17 protein-coding genes are annotated in these 19238 nt (G+C 31.5%); 5 read left to right on the top strand and 12 right to left on the bottom strand.

Translation table 11 applies throughout. The features are described from left to right. Nucleotides 1–6 precede the first annotated feature (6 nt). From pheT to yaaA, 10 genes are all read right to left on the bottom strand, one after another. Nucleotides 7–2394 (bottom strand): phenylalanine--tRNA ligase subunit beta, encoded by a 2388-nt coding sequence (pheT, locus tag QZ286_RS08160; protein WP_291256468.1) that lies wholly within the window; start codon nt 2392–2394, stop codon nt 7–9. A 15-nt stretch (nt 2395–2409) separates the two neighbouring features. After that, the gene (pheS, locus tag QZ286_RS08155) at nt 2410–3426 is read right to left on the bottom strand and encodes a phenylalanine--tRNA ligase subunit alpha (protein WP_291256467.1); all 1017 of its coding nucleotides are present in this window, start codon (nt 3424–3426) and stop codon (nt 2410–2412) included. 40 nt (nt 3427–3466) lie between these two features. Further along, nucleotides 3467–3925 carry a metallophosphoesterase gene (locus QZ286_RS08150; RefSeq protein WP_291256466.1) on the bottom strand — a complete coding sequence of 153 codons (459 nt, stop codon included), beginning with the start codon at nt 3923–3925 and terminating at the stop codon, nt 3467–3469. Between the two features lie 9 nt (nt 3926–3934). Continuing rightward, on the bottom strand, nt 3935–4702 hold the full coding sequence (locus tag QZ286_RS08145; protein WP_291256465.1) for a hypothetical protein: 768 nt from the start codon (nt 4700–4702) through the stop codon (nt 3935–3937). Between the two features lie 40 nt (nt 4703–4742). After that, nucleotides 4743–7286: a DNA gyrase subunit A gene (gene gyrA, locus QZ286_RS08140; RefSeq protein ID WP_291256464.1), complete on the bottom strand. Its 2544-nt coding sequence runs from the start codon at nt 7284–7286 to the stop codon at nt 4743–4745. A 96-nt stretch (nt 7287–7382) separates the two neighbouring features. Further along, nucleotides 7383–9290, bottom strand: a complete 1908-nt coding sequence (gene gyrB, locus QZ286_RS08135) for a DNA topoisomerase (ATP-hydrolyzing) subunit B (RefSeq protein WP_291256463.1) — start codon at nt 9288–9290, stop codon at nt 7383–7385. Then, the gene (gene remB, locus QZ286_RS08130) at nt 9287–9547 is read right to left on the bottom strand and encodes an extracellular matrix regulator RemB (RefSeq protein WP_367243734.1); all 261 of its coding nucleotides are present in this window, start codon (nt 9545–9547) and stop codon (nt 9287–9289) included. Before remB ends, gyrB begins: the two co-directional genes overlap by 4 nt. Beyond that, nucleotides 9547–10161 (bottom strand): DUF721 domain-containing protein, encoded by a 615-nt coding sequence (locus QZ286_RS08125; protein WP_291256461.1) that lies wholly within the window; start codon nt 10159–10161, stop codon nt 9547–9549. The genes remB and QZ286_RS08125 overlap by 1 nt, the downstream gene beginning before the upstream one ends. Next, on the bottom strand, nt 10142–11239 hold the full coding sequence (locus tag QZ286_RS08120; protein ID WP_291256460.1) for a DNA replication/repair protein RecF: 1098 nt from the start codon (nt 11237–11239) through the stop codon (nt 10142–10144). Before QZ286_RS08120 ends, QZ286_RS08125 begins: the two co-directional genes overlap by 20 nt. 22 nt (nt 11240–11261) lie before the next feature. Next, nucleotides 11262–11468, bottom strand: a complete 207-nt coding sequence (gene yaaA / locus QZ286_RS08115; protein ID WP_291256459.1) for a S4 domain-containing protein YaaA — start codon at nt 11466–11468, stop codon at nt 11262–11264. Between the two features lie 212 nt (nt 11469–11680). Between yaaA and QZ286_RS08110 the strand changes: the two genes are divergently transcribed. After that, on the top strand, nt 11681–12850 hold the full coding sequence (locus QZ286_RS08110; protein WP_291256458.1) for an iron-containing alcohol dehydrogenase: 1170 nt from the start codon (nt 11681–11683) through the stop codon (nt 12848–12850). 64 nt (nt 12851–12914) lie between these two features. Here QZ286_RS08110 and QZ286_RS08105 read toward each other — a convergent pair whose 3' ends face one another. Then, on the bottom strand, nt 12915–14270 hold the full coding sequence (locus QZ286_RS08105) for an MATE family efflux transporter (protein ID WP_291256457.1): 1356 nt from the start codon (nt 14268–14270) through the stop codon (nt 12915–12917). 9 nt (nt 14271–14279) lie between these two features. Further along, the gene (locus QZ286_RS08100) at nt 14280–15356 is read right to left on the bottom strand and encodes a replication initiation protein (RefSeq protein ID WP_291256456.1); all 1077 of its coding nucleotides are present in this window, start codon (nt 15354–15356) and stop codon (nt 14280–14282) included. A 246-nt stretch (nt 15357–15602) separates the two neighbouring features. Between QZ286_RS08100 and QZ286_RS08095 the strand changes: the two genes are divergently transcribed. From QZ286_RS08095 to QZ286_RS08080, 4 genes are all read left to right on the top strand, one after another. Then, a complete protein-coding gene (locus QZ286_RS08095) occupies nt 15603–15911 on the top strand; it encodes a PTS sugar transporter subunit IIB (RefSeq protein WP_291256455.1) in 309 nt (102 codons plus the stop codon). A 23-nt stretch (nt 15912–15934) separates the two neighbouring features. Then, on the top strand, nt 15935–17239 hold the full coding sequence (celB, locus tag QZ286_RS08090; protein ID WP_291256454.1) for a PTS cellobiose transporter subunit IIC: 1305 nt from the start codon (nt 15935–15937) through the stop codon (nt 17237–17239). Nucleotides 17240–17276: 37 nt separating this feature from the next. Continuing rightward, nucleotides 17277–18623, top strand: a complete 1347-nt coding sequence (locus QZ286_RS08085; RefSeq protein WP_291256453.1) for a 6-phospho-beta-glucosidase — start codon at nt 17277–17279, stop codon at nt 18621–18623. Nucleotides 18624–18779: 156 nt separating this feature from the next. Then, nucleotides 18780–19217 (top strand): S-layer homology domain-containing protein, encoded by a 438-nt coding sequence (locus tag QZ286_RS08080; protein WP_291256452.1) that lies wholly within the window; start codon nt 18780–18782, stop codon nt 19215–19217. Nucleotides 19218–19238 lie beyond the last annotated feature (21 nt).

Raw genomic sequence — 19238 nt, 5'->3', positions numbered from 1 at the left:
GTTAATTTACGCTTGTCTGATCTCACCTTTATAATCTTTTGAGATAGTTGTAAGTATTTTTTCGATTGCAGTACTTATCTCTTTTTCATCAAGAGTTTTTTCTTTATTTCTAAGTACGATACTAAGAGCTACAGATTTTTTATCTGCGTCTATTCTCTCTCCCTCATAAACGTCAAAAATATTGATGTTTTCAATAATAGGAGATACTCTTTTTAAGTTTTCTACCATATTACCAACAAGTACATCTTTAGAAAGAACAATTGCAAGGTCTCTAGTAACTTCTGGATACTTGACAATCTTCTCATATTTAGCTTGACCTTTCATATATTTTGTACATTTAGTAAGGTCTAATTCAGCTATATATACTCTCTCTCTCTTTATCTCCATCTTCTCTTGAACATCAGGATGTATCTCTCCAAAGATTCCAATAGTGTCATTACCTATCTTAATCTCTGCACTTCTTCCTGGATGGAAATTACAGTTACTACTTCTTTCAAGTTTGTATCTAGCTATACCTAGGTACTCCATAAGCTTCTCTACATAACCTTTAAGAGTGTAGAAATCATAAGCTTCTGGTTTTGGATTCCATAGAGTTCTCTCAGGTCTACCAGAAAGTCCAATACAGATTCTAAGATCTTCATCAGCTAATTCTTCAGCTGGAGTAAATACTCTAGAAACCTCACATAATCTAAGATCAAATTGATTTCTATTGATATTATCTCTTATGTTAGCAAGTAAACTCCACATTAGAGTAGGTCTAAGTATAGACATATCCTCACTTAATGGGTTTTTGATCTCGATAACTCTATCTTTTATATTAAGTATATCCACTACATTTTTAGGAATAAAAGAGTAGTTTATAACCTCTTGAAGTCCGATCTCTCTTAAAATTTCCTTTGTATTATCTATTAAATCAATATTTGGAGCTTTTTTACCAGCTTGTATATTTTCAATTGGCATAACAGCTTCAATATTTTCAAATCCATACATTCTAATAACTTCTTCATAGATATCAGCAGTTCTAGTTAGATCTCCTCTATATGTAGGTGGAGTGATAACTAGAGTATCTTGAGAAAGTGTCTTAATTCCAAGTCCTAAGTTACTTAAGATCTTTCCAACAATCTCAGGAGAAAGCTCTTTTCCTATGAATTTATTTAATTTTTGTAAGCTTAGTGGGATCTCATATTTTTGTGGCTTTTCAACATATCTGTCAATAGCTCCATCTAGGATCTCTCCACCAGCTAATTCAGCAATAAGAGCAGCTGCTCTCTCACTAGAATCAGGAATATTCTCTATATCAGTTCCTCTCTCATTTCTATAAGATGAATCAGTAGAGATTCCAAGTTTTCTTCCTGTTTTTCTAATATTTTCAGGAGTGAAGTATGCTACCTCTAAGAATACATTTTTAGTTTCTGAAGTGATTTCAGTTCCAACTCCACCAATAATTCCAGCAATAGCAGTAACTTTTTCATCATCAGCTATAACTAATTCTCCATTTAATTCTCTTTCAACACCATCAAGAGTTACTATTTTTTCACCCTCTTTAGCAGCTCTAACTGTAATACTTCCATTAGCTACTTTATCTAGGTCAAAAGCGTGCATAGGTTGATTATATTCAAACATTACAAAGTTAGTAATATCAACTATATTGTTGATAGGTTTTAATCCCATAGCTCTAATTCTCTTTTTAAGCCATTCAGGAGATTCACCAACAGTAACATTTCTGATAACTCTTCCCATATATCTCTTACATCTTTCTTTATCTTCGATAGTAACTTTAGCAACAGTTGTAGTAGGATCAATAGCCTCTGTATAAGTTACAGAAGGGTATTTTACCTTTCTACCATAGTAAGCAGCTATCTCTCTAGCTATACCTATATGAGATAGGCAATCTGGTCTGTTAGGAGTTATTTCAAGTTCAAAAATAACGTCATCTAGACCCATATATTTTCTATACTCTTCTCCAATAGGTGCATCTTCAGGAAGGATTATAATTCCATCTCCATCTTCTCCAATACCAAGTTCAACTTGAGAGCATAGCATACCATAAGATTCTACATCTCTAATTTTACTCTTTTTAATTTTGAAATCTCCAGGAAGTACAGCACCAATTTTAGCTACAACAACCTTATCTCCTAATTTATGGTTTGGAGCTCCACAAACTATTTGTAAGACCTCTTCATTTCCAACATCTACCTTAACAAGAGTTAACTTGTCAGAGTTAGGGTGTTTTCCATACTCTACAATGTGTCCTATAACTACATTGTTAAGATCTTTACCTTGAATTTCGATAGCCTCAACCTCTTGCCCTATCATAGTCAAAGCGTTATCTAATTCTTTTAAATCTTCTTTTATATCAACATACTGTTTTAACCAGTCTAAAGAAATTAACATTACTCTCCTCCAGAATTACTTAAATTGTTTTAAAAATCTTACATCATTTTCAAAGAAGGCTCTTAAGTCATTTATTCCACGTCTTAACATTGCCACTCTCTCTATACCCATACCAAAGGCAAATCCACTTACCTCTTCTGGATCATAACCAACAGCTTTTAGAACCTCAGGGTCAACCATTCCACAACCCATTATCTCTACCCAACCACTATCTTTACACATTCTACAACCTTTACCTTTACATACAGCACACTGTATATCTACCTCAGCAGAAGGCTCTGTGAATGGGAAGAAGTGAGGTCTAAATCTAACTTCAGTATCTCCAAACATTTTCTTTAATGACTCAGTTAAAATAGCTTTAAAGTTAGCAAATGAAATGTTTTCACCAATCATTAAACCTTCCATTTGATGAAACATAGGTGTATGAGATATATCGTAGTCAGGTCTATAAACCTTACCAGGACAGATCATTCTAAATGGTGGTTTATGCTCAAGCATATATCTAACTTGAACTGGTGAAGTTTGAGTTCTTAAAACAACATCATCATTGATATAGAATGTATCAGTAATATCTCTTGAAGGATGAGTTTCAGGAATATTTAATGCATCAAAATTGTATTTTACATACTCCACTTCAGGTCCATCAGCTACATCAAATCCCATATCTATGAATATATTTTTCATAAAATTCATAGTATCAGTTATTGGATGTGTAGTTCCTAATACATTTCTTTTTCCAGGAAGAGTTATATCAATAACCTCTTCAGCTAATCTTTGATTTTTCTCTTTTTCTTTCAATTCCATATTTTTAGACTCTAATTTAGAGTTGATAAACTCTCTCAACTCATTAACTAATTGTCCAACTATTGGTCTTTCCTCAGGAGTAAGATTTTTCATCCCTTTTGAAATTTCAGTTAACTCCCCTTTTTTCCCAAGTAATTTTACTCTAATTTCTTCTAATTCTAGTAAAGATTCTGCTTTTTCTATGCTAAGATTAGCAGTTTCTTTAAGTTGTGCTACCTTTTCTTTCATTTTTCCTCCCTAGTTTAAAAGGCTTTTATATTTAAAAATTTTATATACTTTTATGAAAAAATTCAATATTTTTTTCAGTAATATTTAAAATTCCATATTCATTGTCATATACAGCACCTGGGTTAAATAATATAATACCATCTTTTTTTGAAATATATGGGATGTGAGTATGACCAAAAATAACAATATTACAATTTAATCTTTTTCCTCTCTCCTCGATAGAATCATAGGAGAATTTTACTCCATATTCGTGACCATGAGCCAGAAGGATCTTAGATCCTTCCAGCTCAATTATCACTTCATCTTCATATCTTCTGTCGAAAATATCACAATTTCCCCGAACTATATAGTATTTAGAGTCAGGGTACAGATAGGAAAGCTCCTCCCCATCAGTACTATGATCTCCAGCACAGATAACAACATCTGGTTGCTCTTTTTTATAAATATTAATCAATGTATTTAATCTTTTGTGTGAATCCGAAATTATTAAAACTTTCATTTTTAACTCTTATCCTATAAATATAGGAGCCTTTCCTTTTTCTAATAATTTAATACCATTTTTACCTATTATCTTTTCAAAGAAATAACTTCTACTTAGATTTCCCATAATTAGTAAGTCAGCATCATCTACTTTTTTCAAAATATCTTCAAAATTATTTGTTACTAACTCTTCATGTTTAATTTTTTTATTGTGTTCCTCTAGATATTCAATCAATATATTTTCTTCAATCTCTTTGTTAATAGCAAAAGATGAGAACTCATTGATGTGTGGGAAGATATTTATAAAGTGATAGCAACTTCTGTTGATCTTAACACCATTGTCGTTAGCTATAACTATGTTATTCATATGAGATAGAGGTTTTTCACCAATCAAGAATATTGATTTGTAATTTCCTTTTAGTATACTTACCTCATTTTCATTTAAAATATCATTTTTTCCCATAATAAGAATATCACATCTTTTCATATGTTCTGTGACAATTTCAGGTACAAGCCCAATATCTATTACAAGTTCAGAAGCAACCCCTTTTTCTTTCAGTAGTTTTTTGATACTTTCGATTTCACCTTTTTCAACCTCGTCCCAACCTTGAGATATAACAGGAGCTCTACCAGCCATCATAAAACCATCTGTTGTAGTTAATAGCTTCTCTCTTGACATATCTTTGATGTAAAGGGGATAGATTTTAAAGCCAAACTCTTTTTCCAAATAAACTGCACTGTCAATTAAATTTTCTCTTTCAATTTCATTTCCAAATAAAACTAATGCTCTTTTCATAGATATCACCCCATTTAAAATGTAAGTTGATTAAATATAATTATTCCACTGTTTCCTCTATCATCTCTTCCTCTTCAGAAGGTTGATTTTCATCAGTAGTTATAACCTCACTTGAAACTGTACTAACTGCTTCGATTTTATCTAATTCATCATCAGCATCTTCAGACTTAACTCTAGTAATAGAAACAACTTTTTCATCTTTTCCATTGACCTTCATAATGATTACACCTTGAGTAGCTCTACCATATAGGACAATATCCTCTACAGCTATTCTTATAACTACTCCAGAAGATGTGATAGCCATTAACTGCTCACCTTGTGTAACAGAAAGGACAGATACAACAGCACCAGTCTTAGGATTACATCTTAGATTGATAACTCCCTTACCAGTTCTAGATTGTGCTGGATACTCATCTATCTTACTTCTCTTACCATAACCATTCTCTGTGATAGTTAAGATACTGCTATTTTCAGCATCTTTTATAAGTAGAGCAGAAACAACTGTATCATTGTCTCTAAGAGTTAAACCTTTTACCCCCATAGTATCTCTACCAGTGTGTCTTACTTGTTCACAAGAGAATCTGATAGAGTAACCATTTTGAGTAGCTATTAATAGCTCCTCTTTATCTATATTTTCAATAAGTCCAACATATATTATGTCGTCGTCATCTTTTAATTTAATAGCTTTTAAACCAGAAACATTTATATTTTTAAATTCGCTTAGGTTAGTCTTTTTAACAATTCCATCTTTAGTTACGAAGATAACCTCGTTCTCATTAGAGAAATCTCTAGTCTTGATGATAGCTCTAATTTTCTCATCATCTCTAAGTTTGATGATATTACCTATCAATCTACCTCTAGATTGTTTAGATGTCTCAGGAATCTCATACACTTTTATATTGTGTACTCTTCCCTGGTTTGTGAAGATTAGAAGTGTATCTAGGTTGTTAGCTGACTCAATATTCTCTACAAAGTCATCTTCAACAGTATTTTGACTAGCTACTCCCTTTCCACCTCTTCTTTGAGCTTTGTACTTGCTTAACTCCATTCTTTTAACATAACCTTTATTAGTGAATGTAAGTATTACAGCCTCATCTTTGATAAGATCCTCTTGAGTTATCTCTTTTCTCTCTTTTTCAATGACAGTTCTTCTCTCATCATTGTACTTATCTTTTAACTCTTGAAGTTCAGTTTTCATAATCTCATATATTCTTGAATCATTAGCTAAAATATCTCTCAATTCAGCAATATATTTTTCAATCTCTTGATATTCAGCCTCAACCTTATCTCTCTCTAATCCAGTTAATCTTTGTAGCTTCATATCAAGTATTGCTCTAGCTTGTACATCTGTAAAACCATATTTTTCCACTAGTTGTTCTCTAGCTTGGTTACCATCAGAGGCACCTCTAACCAATTCAATAATTCTATCTATATTATTAAGAGCAATTCTATAACCTTGTAATATGTGTGCTCTCTTCTCTGCCTTTTCTAAGTTGAACTTAGTTCTTCTTGTGATAACTTCAAATCTATGTTTGATATACTCTTCAATGATCTGCTTTAAGTTCAATACCTTTGGAGTATTGTTTACAAGAGCCAGCATAATTATACCGAATGTATTTTGCAACTCTGTGTATTTGTAAAGTTTATTTAGAATTAATTCAGGCTCCTCACCTTTCTTTAACTCAATAACAACTCTGATACCATCTCTATCTGACTCATCTCTAAGATCTGATATACCAACTATCTTTTTATCCTTTACTAGATCAGCAATTCTCTCAATAAGAGTAGATTTATTAAGTTGATATGGGATTTCTTTTATTATAATATTTATTTTTCCATTTTTCAACTCTTCAATATCAATTTTACCTCTTACTCTTACTTTTCCTCTACCTGTCATATAAGCATCTTTAATACCCTTATCTCCATCTATGATAGCTCCAGTAGGGAAGTCAGGTCCTTTTATATACTCCATTAGATCAAGTGGAGTTAGATCTGGATTTTCAATAAGAGCTAAAGTTCCATCTACAACCTCTCCTAGATTGTGAGGTGGGATATTAGTAGCCATACCAACAGCTATTCCAGTTGCTCCATTTAGAAGTAAGTTAGGAAGTTTAGCAGGTAAAACTGTAGGCTCATCCAATGAATCGTCAAAGTTTTTTCTAAAATCAATAGTATTTTTATCTATATCCTCTAGAAGTTCATTACTTATCTTAGCCATTCTAGCCTCAGTATATCTCATTGCAGCTGCAGAATCTCCATCGATTGATCCAAAGTTTCCATGTCCAGAGATCAAAGGATATCTGTAGTTGAAATCCTGAGCCATTCTAACCATTGTTCCATAAACAGCAGAGTCACCGTGAGGGTGGTACTTACCTAGTACTTCCCCGACGATTCTGGCTGATTTTTTATATGGTTTATCAAAACTCATACCAAGTTCATTCATAGCAAATAGTATTCTTCTATGTACAGGTTTCATTCCATCTCTTACATCTGGAAGAGCTCTACTTACAATAACACTCATTGAATAATCAAGGTATGATTCTTTCATTTCATCTTCTATGTATCTATTATTTATATTCGACATACGATTATTTCTCCTCTTAATCTTAATTTTACCTTCAGTAGATTATACCACATAAATCAATATATATGTGTATTATACGAAGGATTTTTCTTTCTATTAAATATCTAAGTTTTTAACGTATTCAGCATTCTCTTCAATAAACTCTCTTCTAGGATCAACCTTATCTCCCATCAGTTTATCAAATAGCATATCAGCTGCTCTAGCATCATCTATAGTCACTTTTAATAGAGTTCTATTTTGAGGATCCATAGTTGTTTCCCAAAGCTGTTCAGGATTCATCTCTCCCAATCCTTTATATCTTTGAAGAGTATATCTTTTGTCCTCTCCTTCAAAAGCTTCAGTTATCTCTTTTAATTCTCTATCAGAGTAAGCATATTTAATCTGTTTACCATAAGATATCTTGTAAAGTGGTGGCTGAGCAATAAATACGTTTCCATTGTAGATTAATTCCACCATATATCTGTATATAAATGTTAATAAAAGAGTTCTGATGTGAGCACCATCAACGTCGGCGTCAGTCATAAGAATGATCTTACCATATCTAAGTTTTTCTAAGTTAAAGTTATCACCAATCCCTGTACCAAAAGCAGTGATCATAGCTCTTACCTCATTATTTTCAAGAGCTCTGTGAAGACCAGCTTTCTCAACGTTTAGTATCTTACCTCTCAATGGAAGTATAGCCTGATGAGATCTATCTCTTCCCTGTTTAGCAGATCCACCAGCTGAATCTCCCTCAACTATATAAAGTTCGCACTCTTCAGGATTCTTAGATGAACAGTCAGCTAATTTTCCTGGTAGAGATCCAACTTCTAAAGCAGATTTTCTAAGAACTAACTCTCTAGCTCTTTGAGCTGCCTCTCTAGCTTTCTTAGAGTTTAATATCTTCTCAATTATAACCTTTGTATCGCTAGGATTATCCTCTAAAACAACTTTTAATTGAGATCCAACTATAGTTGAAACTACTCCAGTCACTTCAGAGTTACCAAGTTTTGTTTTTGTTTGTCCTTCAAATTGTGGCTGAGGAACTTTTACAGAAACAATAGCGGTAACACCCTCTCTAATATCATTTCCCTGTAATTTTCCATCTTTCTCTTTCAAGAATCCTTGTGCCTTACCAATGTCGTTAATTATTCTAGTAAGAGCAGTTCTAAATCCTTGTACATGAGTACCACCCTCATGTGTGTTGATGTTATTTACAAATGAGTAGATTATTTCAGACTGATTAACTGTGTATAAAAATGCTACCTCAACACCAATATTATCCACTTCACCAGTCATATAGATAGGCTCTTTTATAAGTTTTTCAGTATCTTCAGTTATCTCTCTTAAGAAATCTCCAATACCTCCTTCAAATTCAAAAACCTCCTTTTTAAATGGTTCTTTTCTTGAATCTGTAAGAGTTATAACAAGCCCTTTATTTAGATATGCTAACTCTTTTAATCTATTCTTTAAAGTGTTGTAATCATAGATTAAAGTTTCAAATATCTCATAGTCAGCCTTGAATCTTACTGTTGTTCCATGGTCATCAGATAGACCGATCTCTTTTACATCCTCTTGAGGGATACCTCTATCATATTTTTGGTACCAGATTTTCCCCTCTTTTTTAACCTCTACTTCTAACCATTGAGAAAGAGCATTAACTACAGATACTCCAACTCCGTGAAGTCCTCCAGAAACCTTGTAGTTATCATTTTCAAATTTTCCTCCAGCATGTAAAACTGTAAGAACTATCTCAAGAGCAGACTTACCATATTTAGGGTGGATACCAACTGGGATACCTCTTCCATTATCCACTACTTCAATAACGTTGTCTGGAAGTATATTCACCTCAATGTGAGTACAATATCCAGCAAGAGCTTCGTCCACAGCGTTATCCACTATCTCCCAAACTAAATGGTGCAATCCTCTTTCTGATGTTGTTCCTATATACATTCCTGGTCTTTTTCTTACTGCTTCTAATCCTTCAAGGACTGTTATGTCTTCTGCTTGATAATTATTACTCACTTTCTACCTCCAATTATATTAAAAAATTCATTACATCTACTGAAAAGTGTTTGAGTCCCATAAGAGGTAATATATACCTTCCTATCAGTGAGAACAACACTTTTTTTATCTTTTAGAGTCAATTCTACTAACTCCTTATGTTTGAGTTCATTTTGAAAGAACTCAATATTTTCGCTACTTTGAATATGTATATAATCAATAATAAGCAAAATATCCTTTGTGGGAATCATAAGATTATTTTCTAAAAAAAGATACATTACTCATCTTCTTCATCAGATAATCCATTATCTTTTATATATTTTTTAGCATTTCCATTGTCTATACAGACCTTACAGAACAACTCTTCTCCCTCATATAGCATCCCACAAACTTTACACTTTTTAAAACCATGAGTTAGGAGATAGTTCTCTCTCTCTAAAGCCATCTTACTAAGTGCAGCGACCTTCTCTAAAATTCTATTATTTAAAGTCTCTCCAGTCAGAGAGGAAAGATCATTTTTATTCTCTACATCAGTATTATTGTCAGTAGTACTTGGGATATTTTCCTCTGTATCTACCTTTGCTAGATAAGCCTCTCTATTTTCATCTAGCTTACCAGATTTTATAACGATATCCTGTATAATATCCTCGTCAAAATACTCATTTATAATCTTGATATATCTATTTTTTTCAAGTGTAAAGTGATGAACAAAGACAGGACTTTTAACTCTGATGTGTAGGACACCATCTTTTATAAAATCAGGTTGGCACTCCTTACATATCTTACCTACAATCTTACTCCATTCAGATTTAAGTATCCCCTCTTTAAGACGTCTGCTTTTTTTTACAGCAACATCTATCATATCACTAACATTACTTAATTTCTCGGCCATATTCAATTTCACCACTTTCTACATAAAAATCTTTGGAGTCTATTCCCAATTTATTTGTTGAACTCAAGAGCACTTGAATATTTCTTTTTTCAAGATAATTTAAGATACTATCCTTTCTATTGGAATCAAAATAAGATGATATATCATCAATAATAAGCACAGGATTTTCCTTTTTTTCTCTGATTATCATATCAATTTCAGAGAGTTTCAAAGAGAAAATTATAGATTTTTTCTCACCTTGAGAAGCAGTAGACTTTGCTTCATGTCCATTGAGAATAAAAAGAAAATCATCTTTTTGAGGTCCACACAGAGAGAAACCATATCTTTTTTCTTGAGCAAATTTTTTCTCTATTTTTTCTCTTAAAAGTCTTTTTATATCTTCAAAAGAGAGTTTTTTGATATTTCCTAGATGACAATCATAAGATAAACTCAACTCTTTCTTATCATCAAATAGTTTTCTATAGTTTAGATTTAAGATGATTGAGATTCTTTGAACATATTCCAATCTCTTTTCAATGACCTTAGCTCCATACTTAATAAATTCCTCTTCATATATTGAGAACTCAGGATCTCTTGTTTTTTGCTCTTTTAGATATTTATTTCTAATCTTAAGAAGTTTGTTGTAGTTTTTTAAATCTTGGAAATACTCATTGTTTGCTTGGGCAATTTCACCGTCAAAAAAAGTTCTCCTCACTGATGGAGAACCTGTAATTAAAACAATATCTTCAGGTATATATGTCACTATATTTAATCTTCCATAAAACTCATCATATGATATTTTTTTATTGTTGTAATAGTACTCCTTCTTTTCATTGTTAAATTTCAATGTAAGAGATTTTTCAGAGATACTATCTTTATATAAGATATATACCCCAGTCTTAGTTGAGCCATATTTCATTACCTCATTGACTTTTGAGGTTCTAAAACTTTTTCCTGTGGCATTAAAATATACAGCCTCTAACAAACTTGTCTTTCCTTGACCATTTTTTCCAAAAAATAGATTAAGTTTTGGAAAAAATTTAATATTTCCATCAATTAAATTTCTAAAGTTCACATAATTAATCTCTAATATTTCCAAAGCTTAATCCACCCTATAAAAATTATTTAACTAAAAAAGTCTCTCCAGCAGCTTCAACCTTATCTCCAGGATATAACTTCTTTCCTCTTCTTTCTTCTATTTCACCATTTACCTTAACATTTCCGTCAAGAATAAAGAATTTTGCATCTACTCCAGTATCACACACACCAGTCCATTTTAAAAATTGATCCAACTTAATGAATTCAGTTGAAATTTTAATCTCTTTCATATTTTATCTCCTTAATATCTATAGTAATTTTTTAAAAAAAACAGTTAGCCTACTTTATAGTATATCATATTTTTAATGATTTTCCAATGTTTATCATGCTTACATCTTTGATAATATTTTCTAAAAGTTTTGAAACTTGTGAAAGGTATAATAAATTGTTATTCTTTGTGATATAATATAGAAAGGGAAGGATAAAAAGAGAGGTGGAGCCTATGTATAAGTTTGTATATAATATTCCGACTAAGGTGTATTTTGGAAGTGATCAACTATCAAAATTGGGAAAGGAGATTAAAAAGCTAGGAGATAGAGTTTTAATCTGCTACGGTGGAGGATCTATAAAAAGGATTGGACTCTATGATCAAGTTTTAGAAGAGTTGAAAAAAGAGGAATTGGAGATATTTGAATTGAGTGGAATTGAGCCAAATCCAAGAGTAATATCTGTAAATGCAGGAGCAGATATCTGTAAAAAAGAGAAGATAGATGTGCTTTTAGCAATAGGTGGAGGATCTGTAATAGATTGTACTAAGGCTATTGCAGCAGCTACTTATTATGAGGGAGATGCTTGGGATATAGTTACTAAAAAGGTTCCTGTGACAAAGTGTCTACCAATTGTAACAATCTTAACTTTAGCAGCAACAGGTTCAGAGATGGATGCTGGTGGAGTAATTAGAAATATGGAGACAAATGATAAGATTGGTGTAGCTTCACCATTGATGCAACCAAAGGTATCATTCCTCGATCCTAAGAATACTTATACAGTATCTTCTTATCAAACTGCTTGTGGATCAGTGGACATACTTTCTCATATAATTGAGACGTATTTCAATACAGAGGGAAGTATGTATATGTTGGATTGTTTTATGGAAGGAATGATGAAAAGTGTTGTAAAATATGCACCAATAGCAATGAAAGATCCAGAAAATGAGGAGGCAAGAGCTAATTTGATGTGGACATCCTCTTGGGCTATAAATGGATTTGTAAGAAGTTGTCAACATTGTAGTTGGAGTTGTCACTCTATGGAACATCAACTTTCAGCTTACTATGATATAACTCATGGACTTGGATTAGGAATTGTTACTCCTCGTTGGATGAGATACATATTAGATGAAGAGAATGCGCAGAGATTTAGAAATTTTGCTGTGGCTGTCTTTGGAGTGGATTCAAAATTGGATAATATGAGTGCAGCTCTAGAAGGAATAAAAAGATTTGAAGAGTTTCTATTTGTTGAGCTTGGACTTACAAGCAATTTAAAAGAGTTGGGTATAGATAGAACTCATTTTGATATAATGGCTGAAAAAGCTTGTGGAAATGGAATTTTAAAGGGATTCAAAGAGCTTAATAAAGAGGATATAAAAAGAATCTATGAAATGTGCTTAGATTAATTTAGATTATAAGAGGAAAAAAATTACTATAATTGGTAAAGTAATTTTTTTCCTTTTTTGTTATCTATCTTCTCTTTATTCTTAAAATTGTTTTAAATGTTAGAAGGAATGTGGTACTAGCTATGGTTACAGAACTTATATCAGCCAATGGTTCAGCCCAGTAGATACCCTGTACTCCAAAAAATTTTGGAAGGATAATAGCCAGTGGAACAAGAAGAATAACCTTTCTTAAAAGGGCTATAAATATTGAGTATTTAGCCTGTCCTAAAGCTAAGAATGTCCCTTGAATAGCTTGTTGTATTCCAAAGATACACATACCAAGTATGAATATAGGCATATATTTTATGGTGATTTTACTCAACTCTGGTGACTCTATAAAAATACCTACATAGATTTCAGGGAAGAATACTCCTAGACCACCCATAATCAATGTAACACTTAGACACACTACCAATAGAGATTTAAAAGTTTGTAATACTCTTCTGATATTTTTTGCCCCATAGTTATAGCTTATTATTGGTTGTATACCTTGAGTGATACCTGAAACAGGAACAGTTATAAGCTGTAAAATACTTGTTAAAATAGACATAGAACCTACATAAATATCTCCACCATATTTTTGTAATCCAGAGTTTAGAGTTAAAAGGACAAGACTTTCAGTACTCTGCATTATAAATGGAGATATTCCTAGTGTTCCTATCTTAGAGAGTATTTTTTTATCAAATTTAAGATTTTTTACTTTTATTTTAATAACACTTCTTTCTGAGACTAAGAAAGAGACCACCCATAAACTACTTAAGGCTTGTGAGATAAGGGTAGCTAGTGTAGCTCCTTTGACCCCCATTTCCAATTTAAAGATAAAGATGGGATCTAGTATTATATTTGTTACAGCACCAATGAGTACGGATAGCATGGCAGTTTTAGCATTTCCCTGTCCACTTATAAAGGTATTTAAACCAAGAGAGAGCATAACAAAAATAGTTCCACACAGATATAGAGTTATATAATCATTTGCATAGTGGATTATATTGCTACTAGCACCAAAAGCATAGAGAAGTGGTAACTTAAAAATTTGGAAAAAAATTGTTAAAACTACTGAAAAAAGTAGAAGTAGAGCACAACTGTTTCCCAATATCTTCTCAGCCTTATCATAATCTTTGGCTCCTAAAAATATAGATGCTAAAGGGGCACCTCCCTGTCCAGCAAAGGCACTAAAAGCAGAAACTACCATAATTATAGGAAAGGTAACTCCGACACCTGTAAGTGCTAGTGAACCAATCCCCTCTATGTGGCCAATGTATACCCTATCTACAATATTATAAAGTACATTTATCAATTGGGCTAGGACAGAGGGGATAGCCATAGTGACAAACAACTCTTTTAATGGGGCTTTTTCTAATTTTATAGCTGTATTATTCATCTTTCACTCCTATTTTATATATCTTAAATAGATATTTATATTAGATTTATTTTCAGGATTAAAAAAAAGTTCAATTTTTAAATTATCACTAATTATTTCAGTTATCTCTTTCTCTTTCATCCAAAAGATCTTTTGAGTTAGACTGGTGTTATAATCTAATTTAGCAATTTCTGGAATATCTAAAGGTGCCAACTCTTTAAAGACCAGCTCTTTTAATTTATTGATACTTTTAACTTCACACTCAATCTTTTTTAAAGCGACATATGATTCTCCTAACTCATTATTAAGAAATTTCTCAAAGATATCGTCAAATTTTAGACGATATTTCTTTTTATTTTTGATAGTAAGTAATAATTTATTTTTTGTGTAGTTGTAGCCATGAGTTTGAATGGCGTTGAATATAACCACTTTTAATTTTTCAGGCTCTAAAATATAGTGTTTATATAGTCTTAAAAAGTTATTAACATAGTTTCTAACTTCATCAATATTATTGTTTTTTAGGTAAAAGACTACAGTATAATTTGTATCTGTTTTATTAATTTTATAAGAAAGTTTAAAATCGGTGTAAAGATTTATATCCTCTATCAATGGTTCAATAAGAAAACGTTTAACATCATAGAGTCGTTTATACTTATAATTATTAATAATATCTCTAAACTCCTCCAGTGGTAGTTCTATTGTAGAGTCTAAAAAATTAGGTTTTATCAGTTTATAGAAAAAATCAATAGAAAAGTCATATTTAAAAAATAAAATTTGTGGAAGATTGTAATGAAAAATCTTCTCTTCGTTTTTTAGGTATTCGATAAATATAGGATTAAAATTTATCGTTACAAAGTTATTTATAAAAGAGTATGAATTAAAAATAGAAAGATATTCCATATTATCATTTGAGTACAGATATATACCTTTTTTACAAAATCTATCAATAAAAGAAAGTTTGCTATTTTTTAATTTTGGAATATCTAAGTCTTCTAATAAGAAAGTTAGTTTTTCAAGTTTTAGTTCTTTTTTTACCAAAAAGTTAATTAATTTCTTCTCATCTTTAGTTAATGGACACGAAAATTCAACAAAAACTTTTTTTTTCAAGATTTTTCCCCCTTTTTTCATAAAAAAAATAACGAAAAATTCAAGTGTTTATTTTTCCTATGAAAGTATGAAACGTTTTATATGTTATTTTAGCATAAAAAGGGTATAAAATATATAAAAAAACGAAAATTAAGGAGTTTTATTAGAAGAGTTGCTAAAATATTATTTTTGATGTATTATATCGTTATAAAACTAAACGTTTAAAAAAGTTACATATAAAATGCAAATAGAATGTGGAGGTAAAAAATGGAGAAGAAAATATTACTATTATGTGCAGCAGGAATGTCAACAAGTTTAATGGTAACTAAAATGTTAAAAGCAGCAGAGGAAAAGAAAATAGATGTAAAGATAGAAGCTTGTCCAATAGAAAGATTTAATGAAAAATTAAATGAGTTTGACATATTTTTATTAGGACCACAGGTAAGATTTAAACAGGCTGATTTAAGTAAGGTAGCTGCAGAGTGTGGAAAAAAAGTAGAAGTTATAAATATGTTAGACTACGGAACTATGAATGGAGCTAAAGTCTTAGAAACGGCTTTAAATGCATTGAAATAACAAAATTAGGGGGAGATGTTAGAATGAATAAAATAAATGAATTTTTGGAAAAATATTTTTTACCACTAGCTATGAAAATATCTGGGAATATATATTTACAAGCAATTAGGGATGGATTAACTCTTACAATGCCACTATTAATAGTTGGAAGTATATTTTTGATATTTGCTTATCTACCAATACCAGGGTACTCTGGATTTATGGAGGGAGTATTTGGAGAATTATGGAAGAGTAGAATATTATATCCTGTACAGGTAACATATGATGTTATGGCTATGGTTGCCTCTATTGGAGTAGCCTATAGATTAGCTGAGAAGAAGAGAGTAGATCCAATCTCATGTGGAGTAATATCTTTGACAGCGTTTCTATTATTATCTCCATTTAGTATTTTACATACAATTGGAGAGACAGTAGTGACAGTAACAGGGATTAATCTTGGGCTTGTTGGAAGTAAAGGATTATTTGTAGCTATAATAGTAGGGATTTACACAACAGAGGTAGTAAAGTTTACAATAGATAAAAATTTAATAATCAAGATGCCAGATTCAGTGCCACCAGCAGTAGGAAAGTCTTTCTTGGCACTTATACCAGCTATAATTACTATAATTTTAACATTAGTAGTGAGAATTGGATTTGAGTTAACTTCTTTTGAAAATGTTCACAACTTTATAACTATTATCTTAGGAAAACCATTGACTATCCTAGGAGGATCGTTTATAGGAACTATACTATCAGTACTTGCAGCTCAAATTTTCTGGAGTATGGGATTACATGGTGCCACTATAGTAGGATCAGTAATGACACCAATATGGTTACAAATGATGGATGAAAATAGACTGGCTTTTCAAATGGGAGCAGAGATACCTAATATAACAACTTCTTCATTTATGTTTATGAGTTTCCAATATGGTGGATCAGGACTTACATTGAGTTTGGTTTTTCTTATGACTTTCTTTGCTAAAAGTAAACAATTGAGAGAAATTGGTAAAATTTCTTTAGGACCAGGGATATTTAATATAAATGAACCAGTTATATTTGGAACACCAATAGTTATGAACCCAATTTTATTAGTACCATTTATATTAGCTCCATTAGTAAATACTACTATACTTTACTGGGGAACAAAATTTGGTCTAATTGGTATAACTACTGGAGTAAATATTCCATGGACTATTCCAGCACCTATACATGCTTACTTAGTAAGTGGAGGAAATCTATCTACAGTTTTCGGAGTGTTGGTATCATTGATAGTTACAACATTAATATACTATCCATTCTTTAAAATGTATGATGAGCAAAAATATCAAGAAGAGATACAGGGAGAATAAAATTATAAAAATAGAAATAATATGAGGAGGTTTTAATATGGCACATAAATTAAAGATAGCTACTATAGGTGGAGGATCATCATATACTCCAGAGATAATTGAGGGATTTATAAAAAGATATGCAGAATTACCAGTAACAGAGTTATGGTTAGTTGATATAGAGGATGGAAGAGAAAAGCTTGAAATAGTTGGAAATTTAGCAAAAAGAATGGTTGAAAAAGCTGGATTAGCTGATAAATTTAAGATTCATTTGACATTGAATAGAAGAGAAGCTTTGAAAGATGCTGACTTTGTAACTACACAGTTTAGAGTAGGATTATTAGAAGCTAGAATAAGAGATGAGAAGATTCCAATGAGATATGGAATGATAGGACAAGAGACAAATGGAGCAGGAGGATTTGCAAAAGCTTTAAGAACTATACCTGTAATTTTAGATATATGTAAGGATATGACAGAACTTTGTCCAAATGCTTGGTTAGTAAACTTTACAAATCCAAGTGGAATGGTAACAGAGTCAGTTATAAAATATTATCCAAATATAAAGATTGCAGGATTATGTAACGTACCTATTGGAGTTAGAAAATCTGTAGTTAAGGCATTAAAAGCTGAAGATAATGAGATAGAGTTAATATGTGGAGGATTAAATCACTTCTTCTGGGGAAGAAAAGTATTACACAATGGAGTGGATAAGACAAAAGAGGCAGTAGAGGGAGTGTTAAACGATATAGAGAACACACCTGCAAATCTTAGAACATCTGATTCATGGGTAAGAGAGCAGATATTGGATTTAGGAATGATTCCTTGTGGATACCATAGATATTACTACATGACAGATGAGATGTATAGAGCTCAAGTTGCTGATGTAAAATCAGGAAAGGGAACTAGAGGAGAACAGGTAAAGAAAGTTGAGAAAGAGTTATTTGAACTATATAAAGATCCTAACTTAAATATAAAACCTAAGCAATTGGAGCAAAGAGGAGGACAGTATTACTCTGATGCTGCATGTGAATTGATTAACTCTATCTACAATGATAAAGGAACAGTGATAGTTGTATCTACTAAAAATAATGGTGTAATAGATTGTTTACCTGATAATTGTGCAGTAGAGGTAACAGCTAGAGTGTATAGAGATGGAATAAAACCATTTGCTCAAGATCCATTCCCAAAAGAAGCAAGAGGAATACTTCAATTGATGAAATCATTTGAAGAGATGACAATAGAAGCTGCTGTAACAGGAAACTATAACAAAGCAATTCATGCTTTAACACTAAATCCATTAGTTAACAGTGGACATCAAGTTAAAGTTATGTTTGATGAGATAATAAGAGAGAACTGGGATTATCTACCACAATTCCACCATGCAATAAAAAGAGAAAAGTATTAATAAAGTGATAACTTGTTAAAGTTAAAAATGAGATTTTTGTATAAAAAATGCAGGAATCTCATTTTTTAGCTTGGATTATTTAGTGGATAAAATCTCTTCAATATGCTATACTTAAAGTGATGAAAAAAGAATAAAAAAGAGAGAAGGAAAGGTCATATGAGATATATAATTGTTTTATTAATTGTGTTTTCTTCAGCAGTATTTGCAGAGACAAAATTTGAAGATTTAAATAAAGATCACTGGGCTTATCCACAGATACAATCATTGATTGATAAGGGGATAATCGTAGAGAATAGATATAGATTTGATGGGAATGAACCCATGAATAGGTATGACTTTGCTTTTAATTTAGCTAAAGCTCTGGACTATGTGGATTTAAAAAAGGCGAATAAAGAGGATTTAAATATTTTGGAATCACTTATGTTTGAATTTTCTCAAGAGTTAAATAAGATAGGTTTTGACTCTACAACCTTTATTAATAGAATAGATGTTATAAATGAAACAATAGATATTTTGAGAGAGAGAATCAATACAAATGAGAAAACTATAGCAGACTTGAAAAAAAGAGTGGAAGCTCTTGAAGATAAAAATTAAATAAATTAGGAGGAGTACATT

It is taken from the genome of Fusobacterium sp., assembly GCF_019012925.1.
Lineage (GTDB): Bacteria > Fusobacteriota > Fusobacteriia > Fusobacteriales > Fusobacteriaceae > Fusobacterium_A.
Note: the sequence above shows the minus strand (reverse complement) of the source record. Positions and strands in the feature narration are given on the sequence as shown.

Coding starts and splice junctions, on each gene's coding strand:
- pheT (WP_291256468.1), bottom strand. CDS start 2,394: ATGTTAATTTCTTTAGACTGGTTAAAACAGTATGTTGATATAAAAGAA.
- pheS (WP_291256467.1), bottom strand. CDS start 3,426: ATGAAAGAAAAGGTAGCACAACTTAAAGAAACTGCTAATCTTAGCATA.
- QZ286_RS08150 (WP_291256466.1), bottom strand. CDS start 3,925: ATGAAAGTTTTAATAATTTCGGATTCACACAAAAGATTAAATACATTG.
- QZ286_RS08145 (WP_291256465.1), bottom strand. CDS start 4,702: ATGAAAAGAGCATTAGTTTTATTTGGAAATGAAATTGAAAGAGAAAAT.
- gyrA (WP_291256464.1), bottom strand. CDS start 7,286: ATGTCGAATATAAATAATAGATACATAGAAGATGAAATGAAAGAATCA.
- remB (WP_367243734.1), bottom strand. CDS start 9,547: ATGTATCTTTTTTTAGAAAATAATCTTATGATTCCCACAAAGGATATT.
- QZ286_RS08125 (WP_291256461.1), bottom strand. CDS start 10,161: ATGGCCGAGAAATTAAGTAATGTTAGTGATATGATAGATGTTGCTGTA.
- yaaA (WP_291256459.1), bottom strand. CDS start 11,468: ATGAAAGAGATTAAAATTTCAACTGAATTCATTAAGTTGGATCAATTT.
- QZ286_RS08110 (WP_291256458.1), top strand. CDS start 11,681: ATGTATAAGTTTGTATATAATATTCCGACTAAGGTGTATTTTGGAAGT.
- QZ286_RS08105 (WP_291256457.1), bottom strand. CDS start 14,270: ATGAATAATACAGCTATAAAATTAGAAAAAGCCCCATTAAAAGAGTTG.
- QZ286_RS08095 (WP_291256455.1), top strand. CDS start 15,603: ATGGAGAAGAAAATATTACTATTATGTGCAGCAGGAATGTCAACAAGT.
- celB (WP_291256454.1), top strand. CDS start 15,935: ATGAATAAAATAAATGAATTTTTGGAAAAATATTTTTTACCACTAGCT.
- QZ286_RS08085 (WP_291256453.1), top strand. CDS start 17,277: ATGGCACATAAATTAAAGATAGCTACTATAGGTGGAGGATCATCATAT.
- QZ286_RS08080 (WP_291256452.1), top strand. CDS start 18,780: ATGAGATATATAATTGTTTTATTAATTGTGTTTTCTTCAGCAGTATTT.